The organism is Paenibacillus riograndensis SBR5 (assembly GCF_000981585.1).
GTDB classification, from domain to species: domain Bacteria; phylum Bacillota; class Bacilli; order Paenibacillales; family Paenibacillaceae; genus Paenibacillus_AQ; species Paenibacillus_AQ riograndensis.
Window position 1 is genome coordinate 1827717 of sequence record NZ_LN831776.1, and the last position, 17158, is coordinate 1844874.

Below are 17158 nucleotides of genomic sequence, written 5' to 3' on the forward strand. Positions count from 1 at the left end.
ACGGCTTGCGCCGCAGTCTTTTTTTGGCAGTGTATTGCCTCCATTATACTGGAGAACCCAGGATGGATCAAAACGGAATCGGCAAAAGTCTGACAAAGGATAGTTTCAGGAGATCCGCTGTCAGCCCCTTTCAGGTTGTTGATTACCTACAGTAACCATGATAAGCTTAGCTGGCTTAAGCGGCAAAGGGCACTGCTGGTATGGCAGGTGCTGTAATTCAGTATAAGAGGCAGATTCTCCGCATCAAGCGGAAGCGACAGGAGCGAAAATGAAGTGTCAGTGAATTCAAATAGTAGCCATGACCCCGGAATGCATATGCAAAATAATCAGGAACAGCCATTATATATATACACCTACGCTTGTACTGGGGACGAAGAATCCCTATGCGGAATGGAGCTGCGCTGTCTGTTTGGCCGGGAAATTCCGGCGGCGATCTTTGGGAGCCGGACCCAAGTGGAGGTCAGCCGCAGTCCGTTTATCAAGGAGCGGATTGACGTCATGTACTCCGGGGACCGTCTGGAGGATATCTATAAGCAGACTGAGCAGGTAGAGGTGGAAGGGCAGACGTTCAAGGTGATTTTTGTGAAGACGAACGATTTGTCCCCGGAAGAAAAAATAGAGTATGATGAACGCAGAGCAATCGAGCGGGAAATCGGACTGCGCATCGAGGGAGAGGCGGATGTGAACCATCCGGAGCGGGTATACGGCATTGTAACCCTGGGCGGCCGCTGGTACTTCGGAGTGTATCATAAGAACAAGGCAACCTGGTTCCGGCAGATGAACAAACCGCGCAGCTACTCGATTGCGCTGAGCACGCGTGTTGCGCGGGCGGCGGTCAATATGGCGGTTCCGCATCCTGAAGGTGTGAGGGCGATAGATCCCTGCTGCGGCATAGGCACAGTAATGGTGGAGGCGCTGTCCATGGGCATTGACATTGTAGGCCGGGACATTAATCCGCAAATTGCCGCCGGTGCACGCACGAATATCGCCCATTTCGGATTTAACAGTGTGGTTACCCTGGGCGATATTGCGGACATTCAGGAGCATTATGACGTTGCTATCGTGGACATGCCCTATAATTTATATTCGCGGATTACGCCCGAGGAGCAGCTGGCGATTCTGGTTCATACCCGCCGTATTGCTGACCGTGCTGTCATTGTCGCGATTGAAGCGGTGGATGAGATGATTGCTGAAGCAGGCTTCGCCATTATCGACCGCTGCGTAGCAAAGAAAGGCGCATTCTCCCGTCATTTGATGCTGTGTGAGTAAACAGGACTTTGTATGTCTATACTGAGGAAAGACGGTGCAGCTATGGAACAGAAGTGGTTAACCTGGGCCAAGGAAATTCAGGCGATTGCCCAGACGGGGCTTGCCTATGCCAAGGATGTATATGATATCGAACGTTATCAGGCGCTGCGGGAGCTGAGCGTGGATATTCTGGCGGGCTATACCTTTGAGAGCAAGGAGAAGATCAGGCTTGCTTTTGCGGGCGAGGAGGGCTACAGTACTCCCAAGGTAGATGTGCGCGGTGTGATTTTCCATGAAGAGAAGATTCTGCTGGTTCGTGAAAAGCTGGATGGCCACTGGGCGCTCCCCGGAGGCTGGGCCGATATCGGACTGTCTCCAAGGGAAGTGGCGGTGAAGGAGATCGCTGAGGAATCAGGCTTTCAAGCCGAGGCTTTGCGTCTGCTGGCTGTGCTGGACAAGAAGTTCCATCACCATCCGCCGGAGCCGTACCATGTGTACAAAATGTTCATCTTATGCCGGATAACCGGCGGCGCTGCGGCGGAGGGCGTGGAGACGAACGGGGTGGCTTTTTTTGCCGAGGATGAACTGCCGGAGCTGTCGGAAGAACGGAACACACGGGAGCAGTTGCGGATCATGTTCGAATATTTGCGGAATCCTGAAAAACCGGTCATTTTGGACTAGGAATTTACATATGCTGTAGGAATAAGATAATTTATAAGTTTTAAATGAGACAAAAACTGGTTAATAATAAATATGTAAGCCTTTACAATATGGAGCCGCTGAGCCTTTATATCTAAAAAAATCGCCGAAAATTTAACTTTTTGGGCCAGGCGGTCTACATTTTTTCCTCTGCTCTGTCGATAGTTATTTTAGGAGGGGATCGCATGGAACAAGAAGAGCTAAGACTTCCGCTTAAGCAGGAGGGCATGACACGTCCTGCAGAAGGCAACATTGCCACTGGACTGGTATGGGGCGTCCTCATCAGTATTCCTTTATGGATCTCGGTTATTGGCTGGGTTATGGGTTTCTGGCACTAGAATTAACCGCAGAGCTACAACTTCCACCACTACTTGCAACTATACAATGAAGGCTGCCTCTTCGTGATGAAGAAGCAGCCTTTTTGAATTCGCATCTCTGATTATTTGCAGTATATCAGCTCAAAGTTTTCACAAACCACCCGCATGCCCGGATCAAAGGTCATGATTTGCCTTCCAATATTCAGCGATTATTTCTGTCATTGTTATCATCTGTCCTTTCAGGGCTTATTGGTCTGTTTCACGCATCCAGCAGGCATACAGCTCATCCAGCTTCTCCTGAGCGGCGTCCCGGAGAAGCTGCAGCTCGGCGAGTCTGTCCGCATCGCTGGAGATCTGCGGGTCAAGCATTTCCGCATCAATGGAGCCAAGCTGTTCCTCGGCGGTGGCAATCCTCTCCTCCCAATAGCCTGAGGGACGGGGCTTGCCTTCAGATGGGCTGCTGGCGGACTTCGGGGCATTGTCTGGTTGCAGCAGCCTCTTGCCGCTATCCGAAGAGAGTCCGGCGGCGGCAGCCTTCTCCGCTTGTTTTTCTTTGTAATACTCATAGTTGCCGGAGAAAACGGTAAATCTTCCTTCGGCTATCGACCAGAGCTTCCCGAAGCAGCGGTTGATGAAATATCGGTCATGGGATACCGCGAGCACAGTGCCAGGGTATTCCTCCAGCGCTTCCTCCAGCGCCTCGCGTGAATCGATATCCAGATGGTTGGTCGGTTCATCGAGAATCAGCAGATTCGGGCGGCGGTGCATCAGCACTGCGAACCGCAGCCGGGTCCACTCTCCTCCGGAGAGGTTCGCAATATTCTTGAACACATCGCTTCCGTAAAAGAGAAACCGTGCCAGCTGTCCCCGGGCTTCGCCTTCCTCCAGACCTGCTTCCTCGCGGAAGTACCGCAGCACCGAGAGCTTCCCGTCCTCCGGAACAGCTTCCTGAGCCAGGTAGCCGACAACGGCTCTGGAGGCGAGGATACAGCTTCCCTCATCCGGCAGCTCCTGGCCCAGGATAATCCGCAGCAGCGTACTTTTGCCCGCGCCGTTGCCGCCGATCAATGCGGTGGTTTCCCCATACCGCAGAACTTCATTGGCTCCGGAGAAGAGGGTGCGGTCCCCGTAGCTTTTGCCAATCCGATCAAGAATGACGACCTGATTGCCGGTACGATCCTCCTGCTGCAGCTGCAAATCCATGGCTTTGCGCTCCAGGACCGGACGCTTGACCTTCACCATCCGGTCGAGCGCCTTCTGCATTGAAGCCGCCCGGCGGTGGAAGGAAGGGTTCGGCGGATTGGAGCGGTTGCCCCATTCGATCAGCCGTTTAATGCTCTCCTGCATCTGTTTAATCTTCTTCTGCTGCTCCTGATAATCAGCAAACTGCCGCAGCAGCCGGGCTTCCTTCTCGATCTGATAACCGCTGTAGTTCGTGTGGAACGTGAAGGCTTCGCCGTCTTCAATCTCAATCACTTTCTTCACTACGGCATCGAGGAAGTAGCGGTCATGGGAGATCGCCACCACTGTCCCTTCGTAATCCTGCAGGAACTGCTCCAGCCATTCGATGGCTTCCATATCGAGATGGTTCGTCGGCTCATCCAGCAGCAGGATATCGGGACGGCGCAGCAGCAGCTCGGCCAGGCCGACCTTGGTTTTCTCCCCGCCGGAGAGGGAAGAGAAGCGGCGGTCAAACTGCCCGGTCCCGATGCCCAGTCCTGCGGCTACCCGCTGAATGGATGCTTCAATCTCGTAGCCCCCAGCCGCTTCGAATTTTTCCTGAAGGGTGCCGTATTCTTTGAGCAGCCGCTCAAAGGTCAACCCGCTGCTTCCGGCATCCGGCTGAGACATTGCCAGCTCCAGCTCCCGCAGGCGGGCCTGCCACTCCAGCGGTTCGGCGAAGCTGCGCTGCAAAACTGCATAAACAGTCTCCCCGTCATTGACTTCCTGGATTTGCGCCAGCAATCCAACGATGCTGCCTTTACGGATGGAGATTTGACCCTGGTCGGGACGTTCCTCCCCGCTCAGCAGATGGAAAAGCGTCGTTTTGCCGCAGCCGTTGCGGCCGATCAGGCCGATTTTTTCACCTTGGCGGATATCGAAGGTAATGTCGCTCAGCACGAGCTGGGCGCCGTGGTATTTTTGAACATTTTGGCATGAGATGATCATAGGGATTCTCCTTTTATAAGAATGCCCTGTCGCCGCTTACGTTCAATTCTGGAAACAAAAAGACCGCAGGGAAATTTCCCCGCGGCCCTTATGGTTTCTCCGGTCTTAAAGCGTCCGTTGAAGCGCAGGCAGGAAAGGCATTTCACAATGTTGTAGTGTTATTGAGTTCATGTAAATGGACAGACTTCTCCCGTTGTCGGCAATTACATGAACGATGCCAGCCATAATATTAATCAGCCGGCTGCTAACACTATTGGTCCGATTGTGATCCATTCCTCCTACACCTCCTTCATCCAAATTTAAAATCAGTTTAACCAATAACGGCTGAATATGCAAGAGAAAAAGTGCAGCGCCTGTGCATATCTGATGCCATGTGCAAGTAGTATGAGTATATGGCGGAGGTTCTTTTGCCAAATCCAATCCAGGAAGGGGGCCGGGCAATGGCGATGTTCAACGGGTTGCTGGGTAATGCCACGCAGGTTGCGCTGCCGGATGTTCAGCGGGAATACGCACAGATTCTTGCCCCGCAGGAAAAAATCGAGCGGGCCTATAAGCTGGTCCGGGATATGTTCATTTTTACGGATAAACGGCTGATTCTTGTTGATAAGCAAGGCGTGACCGGCAAAAAAACGGAGTACCATTCCATCCCTTACAAAAGCATTACGCATTATTCGGTGGAAACCGCCGGGCACTTTGACCTGGATGCGGAGCTGTGCCTGTATGTCTCGGGAGGCGCGCTGCCGCTGAAGAAAACCTTCAACAAATCCGTGAATATCTATGAGGTGCAGGCTGTGCTGTCCCAGTATATTTTAAAATAAGTCGTGGGGTGCACAAACATCATAATGGCGATTCAGGCGGTACAAGCAGGTTATGCCTTTCCTTATAGGCGGCTGCTTGTATTTTTGCATGGCGCTGAGCGGAATGGGGAATGCAACCGTGGAAGGAGGCACATTAGCAAGCAGCGCCGCAGCCAGTCAGCCAGCCATAGTCACCATAGCCGCTATTCTATACAGTTCATCGGTGTAAGACTATCCTGCGCAATGCGGTTCTGCAGAACTTTGTGCATGGCTCACAAAAAACAGAGGGCAAACATGCGGTTTCGTCTCTCCCGATTGACAAAGGTTTTTGCGGTGCTGTTAAATGACACTAACTTGAGCGACAGGAATGGGAGATGGGCAGCATGACGACAGGTCCTGTAATCGGTACTAAAACGATGGTGGTCAGCCCCCATTATCTGGCTTCCGCCGCCGGAGCGCGGATTCTGCAAAAGGGCGGCAACGCCTTTGATGCGGCGGTAGCAGTCAGCGCCGCGCTCGCTGTGGTCTATCCGCATATGACGGGACTGGGCGGCGATGCCTTTTGGCTTACCTACAGCGCCGGCGAAGGGCGCGTCCGGGCCTACAACGGCAGCGGGCGTTCCGGCTATGGCGTCTGCAGGGACTGCTACGCCGGCGAGGAGGCGATTCCGAGACGGGGGGTGCGCAGTGCCATTACGGTCCCCGGAATGGCGGACAGCTGGTCGGCCGTCCAGCGCGGGTATGGACGCCTGACCCTGGGGGAGGTGCTGGAGCCGGCGATCGGCTATGCCGCCGGCGGGTTTCCGCTGTCGCCGGACCAGTACGGCAACAGCGTGCTCGCCGGAGCGGCGCTATCGCCGGAAGCGGCGGCGATCTATCTTCCCGGCGGTGCGGTTCCGGCCGCAGGGAGCAGGTTTGTGCAGCGGCAGCTGGCCGCATCGCTGCGGCTCCTGGCCGAGGGCGGCCGGGATGCGTTTTATAAAGGGCAGATTGCCGGGGATATCAGCCGGTATATGCGGGCTTCCGGCGGGTATCTCACCCGGGAGGATTTTGCGGATCACCAGGGGAACTGGGACGAGCCGGTATCCACGGACTACCACGGTTACGCGGTTTATCAGGTTCCGCCGAACTCCCAGGGCTTCACCGCACTGCTGGCGCTGAATATTCTGGAACACTACAATTTTGGCGGCATCGCGCATGGCTCCTATGAATATTATCATCTGCTGGTGGAGGCGCTGAAGCTAAGCTTCCGCGACCGCGACCGGGTGCTCACTGATCCGGCCTTCAGCCGGATTCCGCTGGAGCCGCTCCTGGATAAACAATATGCTTCGCTGCTGGCTGCATCGATTTCACCTGTGAAGGCAGCTGCGCTTAGCAGTGAGCCGGTGGGCCGGGATACCGCTTATGCGGCGGTTGTGGATGAAGAAGGCAACGGGGTCTCTTTTATTCAAAGCCTGTATTTTGAATTTGGTTCAGGCGTTGTGGCCGGAAATACTGGGATTCTGCTGCAGAACCGGGGTTCTTTCTTCTCGCTCGACCCTGGCCATATCAATACGCTGGAGCCGCACAAGCGGACGTTCCATACGCTGATGCCGGCGATGGCCTGCCTTGACGGCAAGCCGGCCTATCTCTGGGGCACGCAGGGCGGCGAGGGCCAGCCGCAGACCCAGAGCCTGCTGCTGACCCGGATGCTGCATTACGGAATGGACCCGCAGGCGGCGGTAGACGCACCGCGTTTTGTCTGGGGCAGAACCTGGGGCGAGCCGACCCAAGAGCTGAAGGTGGAGCGCCGGGTCGCACCTGAGGTGCTGAGCAAGCTATCCGAAGCAGGACATCTGGTGCGCTCTGTGGGGGACTACGATGGAATTGTGGGCCATGCCCACGCCATTTCCATCGATGCCAACGGCTACCGCAGCGGAGGCACGGACCCGCGCTGTGATGGTGCAGCTATTGGCTGGTAGCTGGGGCTGAAGTTGAGTTGGAGCTGGAGTGGAGTTGAAGCTGCTTCTGCGGAGGCTGCTTCCCGCCTGTAACTGTATTTTCTACAACTAAAAGCTCGGGTATCAGCGTGAAAATAGATTTAATTGCAGTCTGCACAGTTAAATAACACTCATCGTGCCCAAACAAGGTCAACCGCCATTTTTAACTGTACGAAATACATTTATTTCAATAAATGGACTTTTAACCACCAGTTTAATTGCAGTAAATACACTTAACTTGTAATGAACACATAGGTTCTTTCCAATTTGGTTTGTATGACCAAGAAAAGAAGAGTAAGAGACATGGGATGGCTGAAGGCATTCCGGTTCGTCCGGGAGGGGAGGGGCAGAGATGGCTGTTCATAATTTATACGGCGCATTTATTGAACCGGAGCTTGAGGTAACGGGTTCGGGAAGCGGAAAGCTGGCTGGATTTAGCTTTGCAGTAAAAGATGTATTCGCAGTTGCCGGGCACTGCTCTTCTGCCGGCAACCCGGATTGGCTTCGCAGCCATCCCCCGTCTGCTGCACATTCGGCAGTGGTCAGCATGCTGCTGCAGTCCGGAGCTACCCTGCGGGGAGCCACACATACCGATGAGCTGATGTACAGCCTCGGCGGGGAGAATTACCACTACGGCACGCCGGTCAATCCGCTGGCTAAGGACCGCATTCCCGGCGGCTCCTCCAGCGGTTCAGCGGTGGCGGTAGCCGCCGGCAATGTGGATTTTGCGCTGGGCACGGATACCGGTGGTTCGGTCCGTGTGCCTTCTGCGTACTGCGGCGTGTACGGCTTCCGCCCGACGCATGGTGCGGTGGAGATGGAAGGTGTGATTCCGCTCGCGCCGGGCTTCGACACCGTGGGCTGGATCACAGCCTGCCCGGAGCTGCTGCTGCAGGCAGGCGAGGTGCTGCTCGGGGCGGCAGCTCCCGGCAGCAGGGGAGGCGCGATGGGCAAGCTGCACATCGCGCCGGAGGCTTGGGCGCTGGCTGATGCGGATAGCGCAGCCAGCTTGCGGAACGGCCTGCAGCTGCTGCAGGCCGGTGCGGGCTGGTCCGGCGCGACGGAGATCGCGCCGGAGGGGCTGAAGACATGGATGAATGTCTTCAGGGAACTGCAGGGCGCCGAGATATGGGCGACCCATGGGGCATGGATAGAGCGTGCGCAGCCGCTCTTTGGCCCGGACATCGCCGCCCGCTTCGCGTGGGCGGCGGGCCTGGCCGGGCAGGACCACAGCCGCGCGCTGCGGATGCGCGGTGAGATTGCCGCCCGGCTGCGGCAGTTGCTTGGGGAGGACAGCTGCATCGTCCTCCCGACCGTGCCAGGCCCCGCACCACTGCGCGGCGGGGATCTGGCACAGCTGGAGCAGAACCGCAGCGGCGCTATGATGCTCAGCTGCATCGCCGGCTTAGCCGGTCTGCCGCAGGTGACGCTGCCGGTGATTGGCCCCGCCGGCTTGCCGCTTGGCTTGTCGGTGATCGGCGGGCATGGCCAGGATCTGCGCCTGCTCTCCTGGGTCCGGGAGATTTGGCAACAGAGCTAGAGTTGCACAAGAGAGCTAGAGTTGCACAAGAGAGCTAGAGTTGCACAAGAGCTAGAGTTGCACAAGAGAGCTAGAGTTGCACAAGAGAGCTAGTGCTGCACAAGAGAGCTAGTGTTGCACAACAAAGCTAGTGTGGCACAACAAACTCAGTGTTGTGCACCCCCCCCGGTGTCTTCGCGACTGTGCGGAGCAGTGGGGGGATTAGGTGTAGCTAACAGGAGTAAATGTTGGGATGATTAGTAAGGAGTAAGAGCAGGTAGATGGAGTAAGAAGTAAGAGTAAGTAGCAGGTAGTAATGAGCAAGTAGTAAGGAGTAAGAGCAAGTAGTAAGGAGTAAAAGCAAGTAGTAAGAGTAAAAGTAAGTAATGAAGGTGAGTAGTAAGAAGTAGAGCAGGTAGAAGTAAGAACAATTAGTAAGAAGTAGGAGTAAGGGGGAGGGTAAGGGTAAGAGTAGGAGGAAGAGTAAGCAGTGAGGCAAAAATCCGAATAATGCTCAGGCACGCAAAAGTACTTCTGAAATCGCCTACTCCAGCCAGCGAATGATTAAGTGGAAAAAGGGAGCTTATTTCTCCCAGAAATAAATAATCGTGCGATTTAGGTGGAAAAAGTAAACTTAATTGGGCGATATCTCCCTATTGGGAGTGAAATGAGCTGAATTAGTGGTACTTTTTCCACTTAGTGTCGGTAAGAGCAGGTTCACAAGCAAATTAGTTATACTTATTCCACTTATCCAGTTAACGAGGCCGCGAGAAGATGCCTATGTTACTTACACATTTTTTTGACGCTGCCCTACGACAAAATAAGAAGTTATAGTACTTCCGATATTTCTTGCAGCCGGGCTGCAAGATGAAATGAGTGGGGAAAGCACCTCTGACATCTCTGCCTGTGTCTGCCTTCTCCAGCTCCCCCAACTCATCCCGATACCCTCACAACTAAGCAGCATTACTTGCCGCAGTCCATCCCGCCGCCACCATCCCACCGCCGCCACCCCGCCGCTGCCATTCCGCGCCACCATCCCCCAGCTATCATCCCGCGTCGCCATCCCGCCCCTGCCATCCCGCCGCTATCATCCCGCCGCCACCATCCCACCGCCGCCACCCCGCCGCTGTCATTCCGCGCCACCATCCCGCCACCACCATCTTACCGCTGCCATCCCGCCACCACCATCCCACGGCCGCCATCCCGCCGCCGCCATCCCGCTCCATCCCACCACCACCATCCCACGCCGCCATTCCACCGCTGCCAATCCGCGCTACCATCCCGCCACCACCATCCCACGCCGCCATTCCACCGCTGCCAATCCGCGCCACCATCCCGCCACCGCCATCCCATCGCCCCATTCCGCGCCACCATCTCATAGCCGCCCATCCCGCCACCGCCTATGTCCCTGTGCAAGCTAAACTCACCTTCAAATAGAAAAATCAGCCGGAATCATTAAGTTTTTGCAAAATAATGTTATGTTTACTAACACAATAAATTAGTTTTCAATACTTTTTTCTTTTCAACTTCAGTAACTTTATTTATAATGTTACATAAAGTGACACAAACGATGATTGCAACATCAATCTATAAAGGAGGGGTAGCGATGAATCTTACGGTTGAAGAAGCGTTGTCCGTTTACCCTTTGTCTGAAGCGAAGCTGATTGCCGGTTCGAAGGGGAAACACCGGGTGATCAAATCTGTCAATGTAATGGACGCTCCCGATATCTCTGACTGGATCAAAGAGGGGGAGATGCTCCTTACAACAGCTTATTTGATCAAGGACAGTCTGGAGGATGCTTCGGCTCTGCTCCAGACCTTGAACCGGCGCGGTTCGGCGGGGCTTGGCATCAAGCTGGGGCGTTTTTGGGACGCTGTGCCGGAGAAGCTGATTGCCGAAGCGGAAAAGATGAATTTTCCGCTGATTGAGCTGCCGTTCCAGTTCACCTTCTCGGACCAGATGAACGGACTGTTCCGTGCGGAGCTTACGCGCAGCACCAGTGTGCTGCAGAGCATAATGGAGAAGCAGCGGAAGCTGATGCGGTTCGCCTTGCGCTCGGGACGCAGCCGCCCGTTGTTCGAATCGGTATCTGAAGTGATCGAAACTCCGCTCGCTGTAGTCAGCGCCCGGGGGGATGTAGTGTTCAACAATTCGGACAACGCTGTACCGCAGCTGCTGGAAGGCTGGCCCTGGCAAAGCCGGAATCAGCGCTTCCGGATCGGTGACAAGATCGGGTTCAGGCTTCCATTGCTGCAAGGCGGTAAGTGCTCCGGCTATCTTTTATACTGCTCCATTGATCCATTGCTGCTGCCGGTAGAAGAAAGCTTGTTCATCCAGGGAGCCGAGCTGATCTCCTATCATCTTCATTCGGGTTATGAGGATTATTTCGAGCATGCCGGGCATAGGGAGTTCAGCGGACTCCTGCGGCTCTGCCTGAACGGCGGAATGCCCTGCGCTGAAATGGCGCAGGCTGCTTCCAAGCTGGAAGTGGGGCTGCTGCAGGCACCGTTTCAGCTGATGCTTACCGATACGGTCGCCTCCGGGGATGCACGCCAGACCGAACTGCACCGTTTGAAAGAAGAATATCTGGAACATCCGCTGCTGCGCGATCTGAACGGCATCCATGTAATGATGAATGAAGGCCTGGTATCACTGTATCCGGCAGAGCCGTACAGTCCTGAGCAGTTCCGGGAACTGGTCAATGCCTGTTTTGGCAATTTAAAATTCGATAAAGGTTATTATCCCCGGGCCGCGCTCAGCAGCGCTAAGGTCAAACCGGAAGGGTTGAAGGAGGCTTTTGCCGAGATTAAGGAGTGTATGGGAATGTTCCAGCATTGGGGAGCACACGGAAATGTTGTACACTACCGGCAGCTTGAGCTGAATCTGCTGCTTGGCCGGATCCCGGCAGAAACGATGGAGAAATACTGCAGCAGCAGCCTGCGGGGCCTGCAAAGCCGGGAACCGGATTATGTCAGGGAGATGCTGCATACGCTGGAGGTCTATCTGGAGAATGACGGACATGTAAATGAGACGGCCAAAAAGCTGTTTATTCACCGCAATACCGCCACTTACCGGATCGAGAAGCTGAGCGAGCTGCTGGATGTGGATTTCAAAAAAATCAATGACCTGATGCGCCTGAAGCTGGTGTTTATTTTCCGGAAAATGCTGGAGCGAGAATGAGGGGGATGCATGTCTATTTAAGCAGGGTGCTGTAATTCCCCGGCGATGTGCCCAACGTCAATTAACCGGCGCCCGGAGGTGGGGAATCTGTATGCCGGTGGGGTGCGGCCCCGGGTTCCTGCAGCAGCAATTTCTGGCATGAAAATCGCTGGCCTTTAATCTTGTGTCATGAAATATCACGTATTTTATGTATTCTAGTGCGCTCTGCACAAAATAAACAGCAGTTCTTATCAGATGGCACAAACGTATGTTATATAAATTTACGCGAATGCTGCGGCTCAGTATAGTAGAGATACATTAATGGCAGCAGCTATGATGGGAGATTTACTGGAGGAGGAGAATTATGAAAAAAAGGGGTCAGGCACTATCATTCAGCTTCGCAATAATGTTCCTGTTGGCGGTGGTTTTGGCAGGTTGCGGCAGCAACAATAATTCCGGCACAAATGCTGGCGGTACGGAGGCTCCGGCGGCATCGAACGCAGGCACAGCGACAGAGGCAGCGGCAACAGAGCCGGCAGCAGAGAAGCCGAGGGTTGCTTTTGTCTACATTGGACCTCCGGGTGACGGTGGATATACGTATCAGCATGATCAGGGCCGCCTGTATATGGAAAAGGAGCTGGGCATTAAGGCGGACACTGTGGAAAATGTTCCGGAAAGCGCCGATGCCGAACGCATCATCACCGAGCTTGCCCAGAATCATGACATTGTATTTACAACGAGCTTCGGATATATGGACTACACCCTTAACGTAGCCAATAAATTTCCAAAGGTGAAATTCCTGCATGCTTCCGGCTACAAAACAGCTGCCAACATGGGAACGTACTTCGGCAAAAACTATCAGGGCAGCTACCTGGCCGGTATCGCAGCCGGCAAAATGACCAAAAAGAATCACCTGGGTTACGTGGGAGCCTTCCCGATCAGCGAGGTGATTTATAATCTTAACGCCTTCACATTGGGCGCGCAAAGCGTAAATCCCGAAGTGAAGGTGGATGTAGTCTGGACGAATACCTGGTATGACCCGGCAACGGAGCGCCAGGCGGCAATCAGCCTTTTGGATAAAGGTGCAGATGTGCTGCTCGCCTATCAGGATTCACCTGCCACCCTGCAGGCTGCGGCTGAACGCGGTGCTTTTGCTGGTGGAAACGACTCTGACATGGGCAAATACGGACCGGATCATTATCTGACCAACCCTGTATGGAACTGGGGCCCTTATTATGTGAAGGCTGTGCAATCTGTTATGGACGGAACCTGGAAGAGCGAGCAGTATTCCGGGGATATGGCGGATGGTATGATCGATATTGCGCCATTCGGCAGCAAGGTTCCGGATGATGTGAAAAAGCTCGTGGAGGACGCCAAAGCCAAAATTATCAGCGGAGAGCTGGATATATTCACAGGCCCTATATCTGACAACCAGGGCAAGGTTCAGGTCCAGGAAGGCCAAAAGCTGACGCTTGATGAGGTTCTGTCCATGAACTGGCTGGCCAAAGGCATTGAAGGCACCATCCCGAAATAATGCTGAAACCAAATGAATTACGCAAGGCCTTATGGGTGGGGCGGGTGCCGTACAGACGGAACCTTCCCCACCCGTACTACAACTATAAGGAAAGGAGCGTCCCACTATGCAGGACCCTTCGGTTGAGATGCGCGGGATCGTGAAGAAATTCGGTTCTGTAACGGCAAGCAATCAAGTCGATTTTTCGGCAAATGCGGGTGAGATTCACGCGCTGCTTGGTGAGAACGGAGCAGGTAAAAGCACAGTCATGAGTATGCTCTCAGGGGTGTACAGAGCGGATGAGGGTGAAATTCTCCTTCACGGCCAGCCGGCCAGAATCCGTTCCCCCAAAGATGCTGCACTTCTTGGCGTCGGCATGGTTTTTCAAAACTTCAGACTGGTGCAAAGCCTCACGGCAGCGGAAAATATCGTGCTTGGCGAAAAGTCGTCTTTCTGGCGGGGGAGCAAATGGATCAAAAACAAACATAGGGAAATTGAAGCTCTGGCAGAGCAATTCGGGCTGATGTTCCCGGTGGACCGTCCGGTCTGGCAGCTGTCCGTCGGCGAGCAGCAGCGTGTGGAGATCGTTAAGACACTCTACCGGGGGGCGGAGATCATCATTTTGGATGAACCGACCTCAGTATTAACTCCCGGCGAGGCGGAACAGCTGTTTGCGACCCTGCAGGTCATGAAGCAGGCCGGCAAGACGGTGATCATGACTACGCATAAAATGAAGGAGGTTATGGCCTCCTCTGACCGCATTTCTGTTATGCGCAAAGGTAAAATGATAGCTACGCTGGCTACTTCCGGGACCGATGAGCTGGAGCTGGCGCGGCTGATGGTAGGGCGTGAGGTTGAAATCATCCGCCGGGAACGTGAAGCTGCGCCCGGTAAGCCGCTCCTGGTTGTCAGCAATCTGGAAGTTACTGCAGACCATGGCCGCAAGGCGCTGGACGGGATGTCGCTTCAAGTATGCGAAGGGGAGATTGTGGGGGTTGCCGGAGTGGCCGGCAATGGACAAAAGGAATTGGCAGAGGTATTGACAGGGCTTAGAACCTGGAAGAACGGCGATATCATATTTGATGGCGGACCGGTAAAATCGGCTTCGGTACGGGGCGCCATTGATTCGGGAATCTCCCATGTGCCGGAGAACCGGATGAAGAGCGGCCTCGCCGGACGCCTGGGCTCCGTGGATAACCTGCTGTTCAAGTCTTACCGCAGCAGCGGCCACTCCAAATTCGGATTCCTGAAGGCGGCCAAAAACCGCTCCTGGTCACAGGAGCTTGTCGAACGCTTCAATGTTAAGACGCCTGCGCTGGATACACCAGTACAGCAGTTATCCGGCGGCAATCAGCAGAAGCTGCTGTTCGCCCGCGAGGTCAGCCACCAGCCAAAGCTGATGGTAGCCGTCCATCCTACGCAAGGGCTGGATGTAGGTGCTACTGCAGGTGTGCATGAGCTGCTGATGGAGCTGCGCAGCAGGGGCAGCGGAGTATTGCTGATATCGGAGGATCTGGATGAACTGCTCCAGCTCTCTGACCGGATTCTGGTGATCTATAACGGTTCGATTATAGGAGAGAGCGATCATGAGCATGCGGACCGGGAGCATATCGGCCTGCTCATGGCCGGAATCCGGAGCAAGGAGGCAAGTGCCATATGAGTTCCAAAAATGCAAGTGATGCCGTGCTGCTGAATTCCGTTCCGGCCAAATCCGCCAAACGGCTTCCGATGCGTCTGGAGTATGATGCAAGCCGCACCCGCTCTCCCTGGTGGTCGCCGATTCTGTCCATCATCCTGGCGCTTTTGCTCTGTGCGGTATTCATTGCCGCCAACGGCATGAGTCCGGTTGCCGTATACGACAAAATGTTCCGCGGGGCCTTCGGCACCTCTTACGGCATCACGGAAACGATGGTCAAAGCGATACCGCTGCTGCTCTGCGGACTTGGCATCGCTGTTGCGTACCGGATTTCTGTATGGAATATCGGTGCGGAAGGCCAGCTTACCGTTGGGGCAATGGCTGCTACGGCGGTGACCATTTATTTTCCCGGCCTGTCTTCCTTCTGGTCCATTGCCCTGATGCTGGTGTTCGGAACAGCCGCCGGAGCGCTCTGGGGGCTCATGACGGCAATTCCGCGGACCCATTTCGGCGTCAATGAGCTGATTACCTCGCTGATGCTGAATTATGTGGCCCTGCTCGCGCTGGATTATGTAGTGTTTGGTCCCTGGAAGGACCCTAAAGGCTTCAACTTTCCGGGCTCACCTATGTTCACCGCTGCCCAGTCGCTGCCGGTCCTGGGGGCTACACGACTGCATATCGGGCTGATTTTTGGCCTGGTAGCAGTAGCCATCTATTATCTGATGATCCGCTTTACCCGCTGGGGCTATGAGCTGCGGCTGATTGGCGCCAACCCCACCGCTGCACGTTATGCGGGGATTCACATCAAAAAGCACATTATGATCGTCATGCTGATCAGCGGCGGTCTGGCCGGCATCGCGGGAATGGCTGAGGTTTCCGGGGTCACCCACAAGCTGATGCAGGGAATCTCACCGGGTTACGGCTATACGGCGATCATTGTCGCCTGGCTTGCCAAGCTGAATCCGCTTGGTCTGATCGTTACCTCGGTCCTGTTCGGCGGCCTCATTGTCGGCGGCTACAGTGTGCAGACCATCGGGCTGCCTTCGTCCATTTCGGAAATGCTGCAGGGCGCAATCCTGTTTTTCCTGATTGCCGGCGATATGATCCACCGTTTCCGCATCCGCCGGAATGCATAGCAGCATCCTCTTAGAGAAGGGAGCTTAACCATGGATTTCACAACACAGTTATTAATAGCCGCCATATCCGCCGGGACACCGCTGCTCCTCGCTACACTCGGCGGCATCCTGAATGAGCGGGCGGGCATCATCCAGCTGGGTGCCGAAGGGCTGATGCTGATGGGGGCGGTCACAACCTGCATCGTCTACATCCGCAGCGGGAACCTGCTGCTTGCCCTGCTTGCGGCCATTGCCGTAACCGCCGTATTGGGTCTGGTCCATGCCTTCCTGTGTGTTACCCTGCGCGCGAACCAGACCATGTCCGGCCTGGCGATGACGCTGTTTGGCAGTGGCCTCAGCGCTTACTTAGGCAAGTCCATCAGCGGCATTCCGCTGCCGGGAACTTCGCCCAAGCTGGATCTGGGCTGGGTGAAGGGGATTCCGGTGGTTGGAGATATTTTTGGCCGGATGGATGGCCTGACCTGGTTCAGCCTGCTGCTGGTGCTGGTTCTGCATCTCCTGATCCACCGCACGTCCTGGGGTCTGCATTTGCGGGCAGTCGGAGACAGTCCGGCGACAGCGGATGTTATGGGCATTCGTGTGCAGCTGATCCGTTACAGTTACATCACTGCCGGGACCGCTCTAATTGGTCTGGCAGGTGCCGATATGGTGCTCGCCTACGCGCCGACATGGAATGAAGGGCTGACAGCAGGCCGGGGCTGGATTGCGGTGGGCCTCGTCATCTTCGCGCGATGGAATCCGCTGCGTGCATTATTCTGTGCCTATTTCTTCGGGGCGCTCGATTCACTGGGCTTCCGCATCCAACTGCTCGGCAGTATTATTCCGCCATATTTCCTTAAAATGATACCGTACGTGGTAACCATCCTGGTGCTCATGTACCTCGGTTACCGCAACCGCAACAAGCCATCCGGCACACCGGAATCCCTGGGCACGCCGTACATTCGTGAGCAGCGGTTCTGAATGCCGGAAATAACCGGAGGAAGAG

Annotated in this window: 15 protein-coding genes; 11 read left to right on the forward strand and 4 right to left on the reverse strand. The window is 55.0% G+C overall.

The features are described from left to right. Positions 1 to 315: 315 nt before the first annotated feature. The 3 genes from PRIO_RS07965 (at position 316) to PRIO_RS35965 (ending at position 2285) form a co-directional block, all read left to right on the forward strand. Positions 316 to 1269, forward strand: coding sequence for a TRM11 family methyltransferase (locus PRIO_RS07965; RefSeq protein WP_039790477.1), 954 nt, complete (start codon positions 316 to 318; stop codon positions 1267 to 1269). A gap of 42 nt (positions 1270 to 1311) precedes the next feature. After that, entirely contained in the window at positions 1312 to 1929 is a 618-nt protein-coding gene (locus tag PRIO_RS07970) for an NUDIX hydrolase (protein WP_020431222.1), read from the forward strand. Positions 1930 to 2132: 203 nt separating this feature from the next. Then, entirely contained in the window at positions 2133 to 2285 is a 153-nt protein-coding gene (locus PRIO_RS35965) for a hypothetical protein (RefSeq protein WP_020431223.1), read from the forward strand. Between the two features lie 225 nt (positions 2286 to 2510). Here PRIO_RS35965 and abc-f read toward each other — a convergent pair whose 3' ends face one another. Next, complete coding sequence (gene abc-f, locus PRIO_RS07975) at positions 2511 to 4433, reverse strand: ribosomal protection-like ABC-F family protein (protein ID WP_020431224.1); 1923 nt, start codon at positions 4431 to 4433, stop codon at positions 2511 to 2513. Positions 4434 to 4538: 105 nt separating this feature from the next. Beyond that, a complete protein-coding gene (locus PRIO_RS35410; RefSeq protein WP_020431225.1) occupies positions 4539 to 4706 on the reverse strand; it encodes a hypothetical protein in 168 nt (55 codons plus the stop codon). Positions 4707 to 4873: 167 nt separating this feature from the next. On the opposite strand from PRIO_RS35410, the gene PRIO_RS07980 reads away from it, so the two are divergent. The 3 genes from PRIO_RS07980 (at position 4874) to PRIO_RS07990 (ending at position 8749) form a co-directional block, all read left to right on the forward strand. After that, a complete protein-coding gene (locus tag PRIO_RS07980) occupies positions 4874 to 5251 on the forward strand; it encodes a PH domain-containing protein (RefSeq protein ID WP_020431226.1) in 378 nt (125 codons plus the stop codon). A gap of 362 nt (positions 5252 to 5613) precedes the next feature. Continuing rightward, complete coding sequence (gene ggt, locus PRIO_RS07985; protein ID WP_046501796.1) at positions 5614 to 7191, forward strand: gamma-glutamyltransferase; 1578 nt, start codon at positions 5614 to 5616, stop codon at positions 7189 to 7191. 370 nt (positions 7192 to 7561) lie between these two features. Continuing rightward, positions 7562 to 8749 (forward strand): amidase, encoded by a 1188-nt coding sequence (locus PRIO_RS07990; RefSeq protein ID WP_046501799.1) that lies wholly within the window; start codon positions 7562 to 7564, stop codon positions 8747 to 8749. Between the two features lie 942 nt (positions 8750 to 9691). Here the strand turns inward: PRIO_RS07990 and PRIO_RS35970 are convergent. Together PRIO_RS35970 and PRIO_RS35415 are read right to left on the reverse strand one after the other, a co-directional pair. Continuing rightward, positions 9692 to 9838 (reverse strand): hypothetical protein, encoded by a 147-nt coding sequence (locus PRIO_RS35970; RefSeq protein WP_167345592.1) that lies wholly within the window; start codon positions 9836 to 9838, stop codon positions 9692 to 9694. A 51-nt stretch (positions 9839 to 9889) separates the two neighbouring features. Beyond that, positions 9890 to 10144 (reverse strand): hypothetical protein, encoded by a 255-nt coding sequence (locus PRIO_RS35415; RefSeq protein ID WP_144412090.1) that lies wholly within the window; start codon positions 10142 to 10144, stop codon positions 9890 to 9892. A gap of 190 nt (positions 10145 to 10334) precedes the next feature. On the opposite strand from PRIO_RS35415, the gene PRIO_RS08000 reads away from it, so the two are divergent. The 5 genes from PRIO_RS08000 (at position 10335) to PRIO_RS08020 (ending at position 17133) form a co-directional block, all read left to right on the forward strand. Further along, the gene (locus PRIO_RS08000; RefSeq protein WP_020431231.1) at positions 10335 to 11909 is read left to right on the forward strand and encodes a PucR family transcriptional regulator; all 1575 of its coding nucleotides are present in this window, start codon (positions 10335 to 10337) and stop codon (positions 11907 to 11909) included. 343 nt (positions 11910 to 12252) lie between these two features. Next, positions 12253 to 13422: a BMP family ABC transporter substrate-binding protein gene (locus tag PRIO_RS08005; RefSeq protein WP_020431232.1), complete on the forward strand. Its 1170-nt coding sequence runs from the start codon at positions 12253 to 12255 to the stop codon at positions 13420 to 13422. A 106-nt stretch (positions 13423 to 13528) separates the two neighbouring features. Further along, entirely contained in the window at positions 13529 to 15061 is a 1533-nt protein-coding gene (locus PRIO_RS08010; RefSeq protein WP_020431233.1) for an ABC transporter ATP-binding protein, read from the forward strand. Further along, positions 15058 to 16173, forward strand: coding sequence for an ABC transporter permease (locus PRIO_RS08015; protein ID WP_020431234.1), 1116 nt, complete (start codon positions 15058 to 15060; stop codon positions 16171 to 16173). Before PRIO_RS08010 ends, PRIO_RS08015 begins: the two co-directional genes overlap by 4 nt. Positions 16174 to 16203: 30 nt before the next feature. Then, positions 16204 to 17133 (forward strand): ABC transporter permease, encoded by a 930-nt coding sequence (locus PRIO_RS08020; protein ID WP_020431235.1) that lies wholly within the window; start codon positions 16204 to 16206, stop codon positions 17131 to 17133. Positions 17134 to 17158: the final 25 nt, after the last annotated feature.

Excerpts from the sequence above, each read along its gene's own strand:
- PRIO_RS08015 (WP_020431234.1), top strand. The coding sequence starts at position 15,058 with ATGAGTTCCAAAAATGCAAGTGATGCCGTGCTGCTGAATTCCGTTCCG.
- PRIO_RS35410 (WP_020431225.1), bottom strand. The coding sequence starts at position 4,706 with ATGGATCACAATCGGACCAATAGTGTTAGCAGCCGGCTGATTAATATT.
- ggt (WP_046501796.1), top strand. The coding sequence starts at position 5,614 with ATGACGACAGGTCCTGTAATCGGTACTAAAACGATGGTGGTCAGCCCC.
- PRIO_RS08020 (WP_020431235.1), top strand. The coding sequence starts at position 16,204 with ATGGATTTCACAACACAGTTATTAATAGCCGCCATATCCGCCGGGACA.
- PRIO_RS08005 (WP_020431232.1), top strand. The coding sequence starts at position 12,253 with ATGAAAAAAAGGGGTCAGGCACTATCATTCAGCTTCGCAATAATGTTC.
- PRIO_RS35965 (WP_020431223.1), top strand. The coding sequence starts at position 2,133 with ATGGAACAAGAAGAGCTAAGACTTCCGCTTAAGCAGGAGGGCATGACA.
- PRIO_RS07980 (WP_020431226.1), top strand. The coding sequence starts at position 4,874 with ATGGCGATGTTCAACGGGTTGCTGGGTAATGCCACGCAGGTTGCGCTG.
- PRIO_RS08000 (WP_020431231.1), top strand. The coding sequence starts at position 10,335 with ATGAATCTTACGGTTGAAGAAGCGTTGTCCGTTTACCCTTTGTCTGAA.
- PRIO_RS07990 (WP_046501799.1), top strand. The coding sequence starts at position 7,562 with ATGGCTGTTCATAATTTATACGGCGCATTTATTGAACCGGAGCTTGAG.
- PRIO_RS07965 (WP_039790477.1), top strand. The coding sequence starts at position 316 with ATGCAAAATAATCAGGAACAGCCATTATATATATACACCTACGCTTGT.
- abc-f (WP_020431224.1), bottom strand. The coding sequence starts at position 4,433 with ATGATCATCTCATGCCAAAATGTTCAAAAATACCACGGCGCCCAGCTC.
- PRIO_RS08010 (WP_020431233.1), top strand. The coding sequence starts at position 13,529 with ATGCAGGACCCTTCGGTTGAGATGCGCGGGATCGTGAAGAAATTCGGT.
- PRIO_RS07970 (WP_020431222.1), top strand. The coding sequence starts at position 1,312 with ATGGAACAGAAGTGGTTAACCTGGGCCAAGGAAATTCAGGCGATTGCC.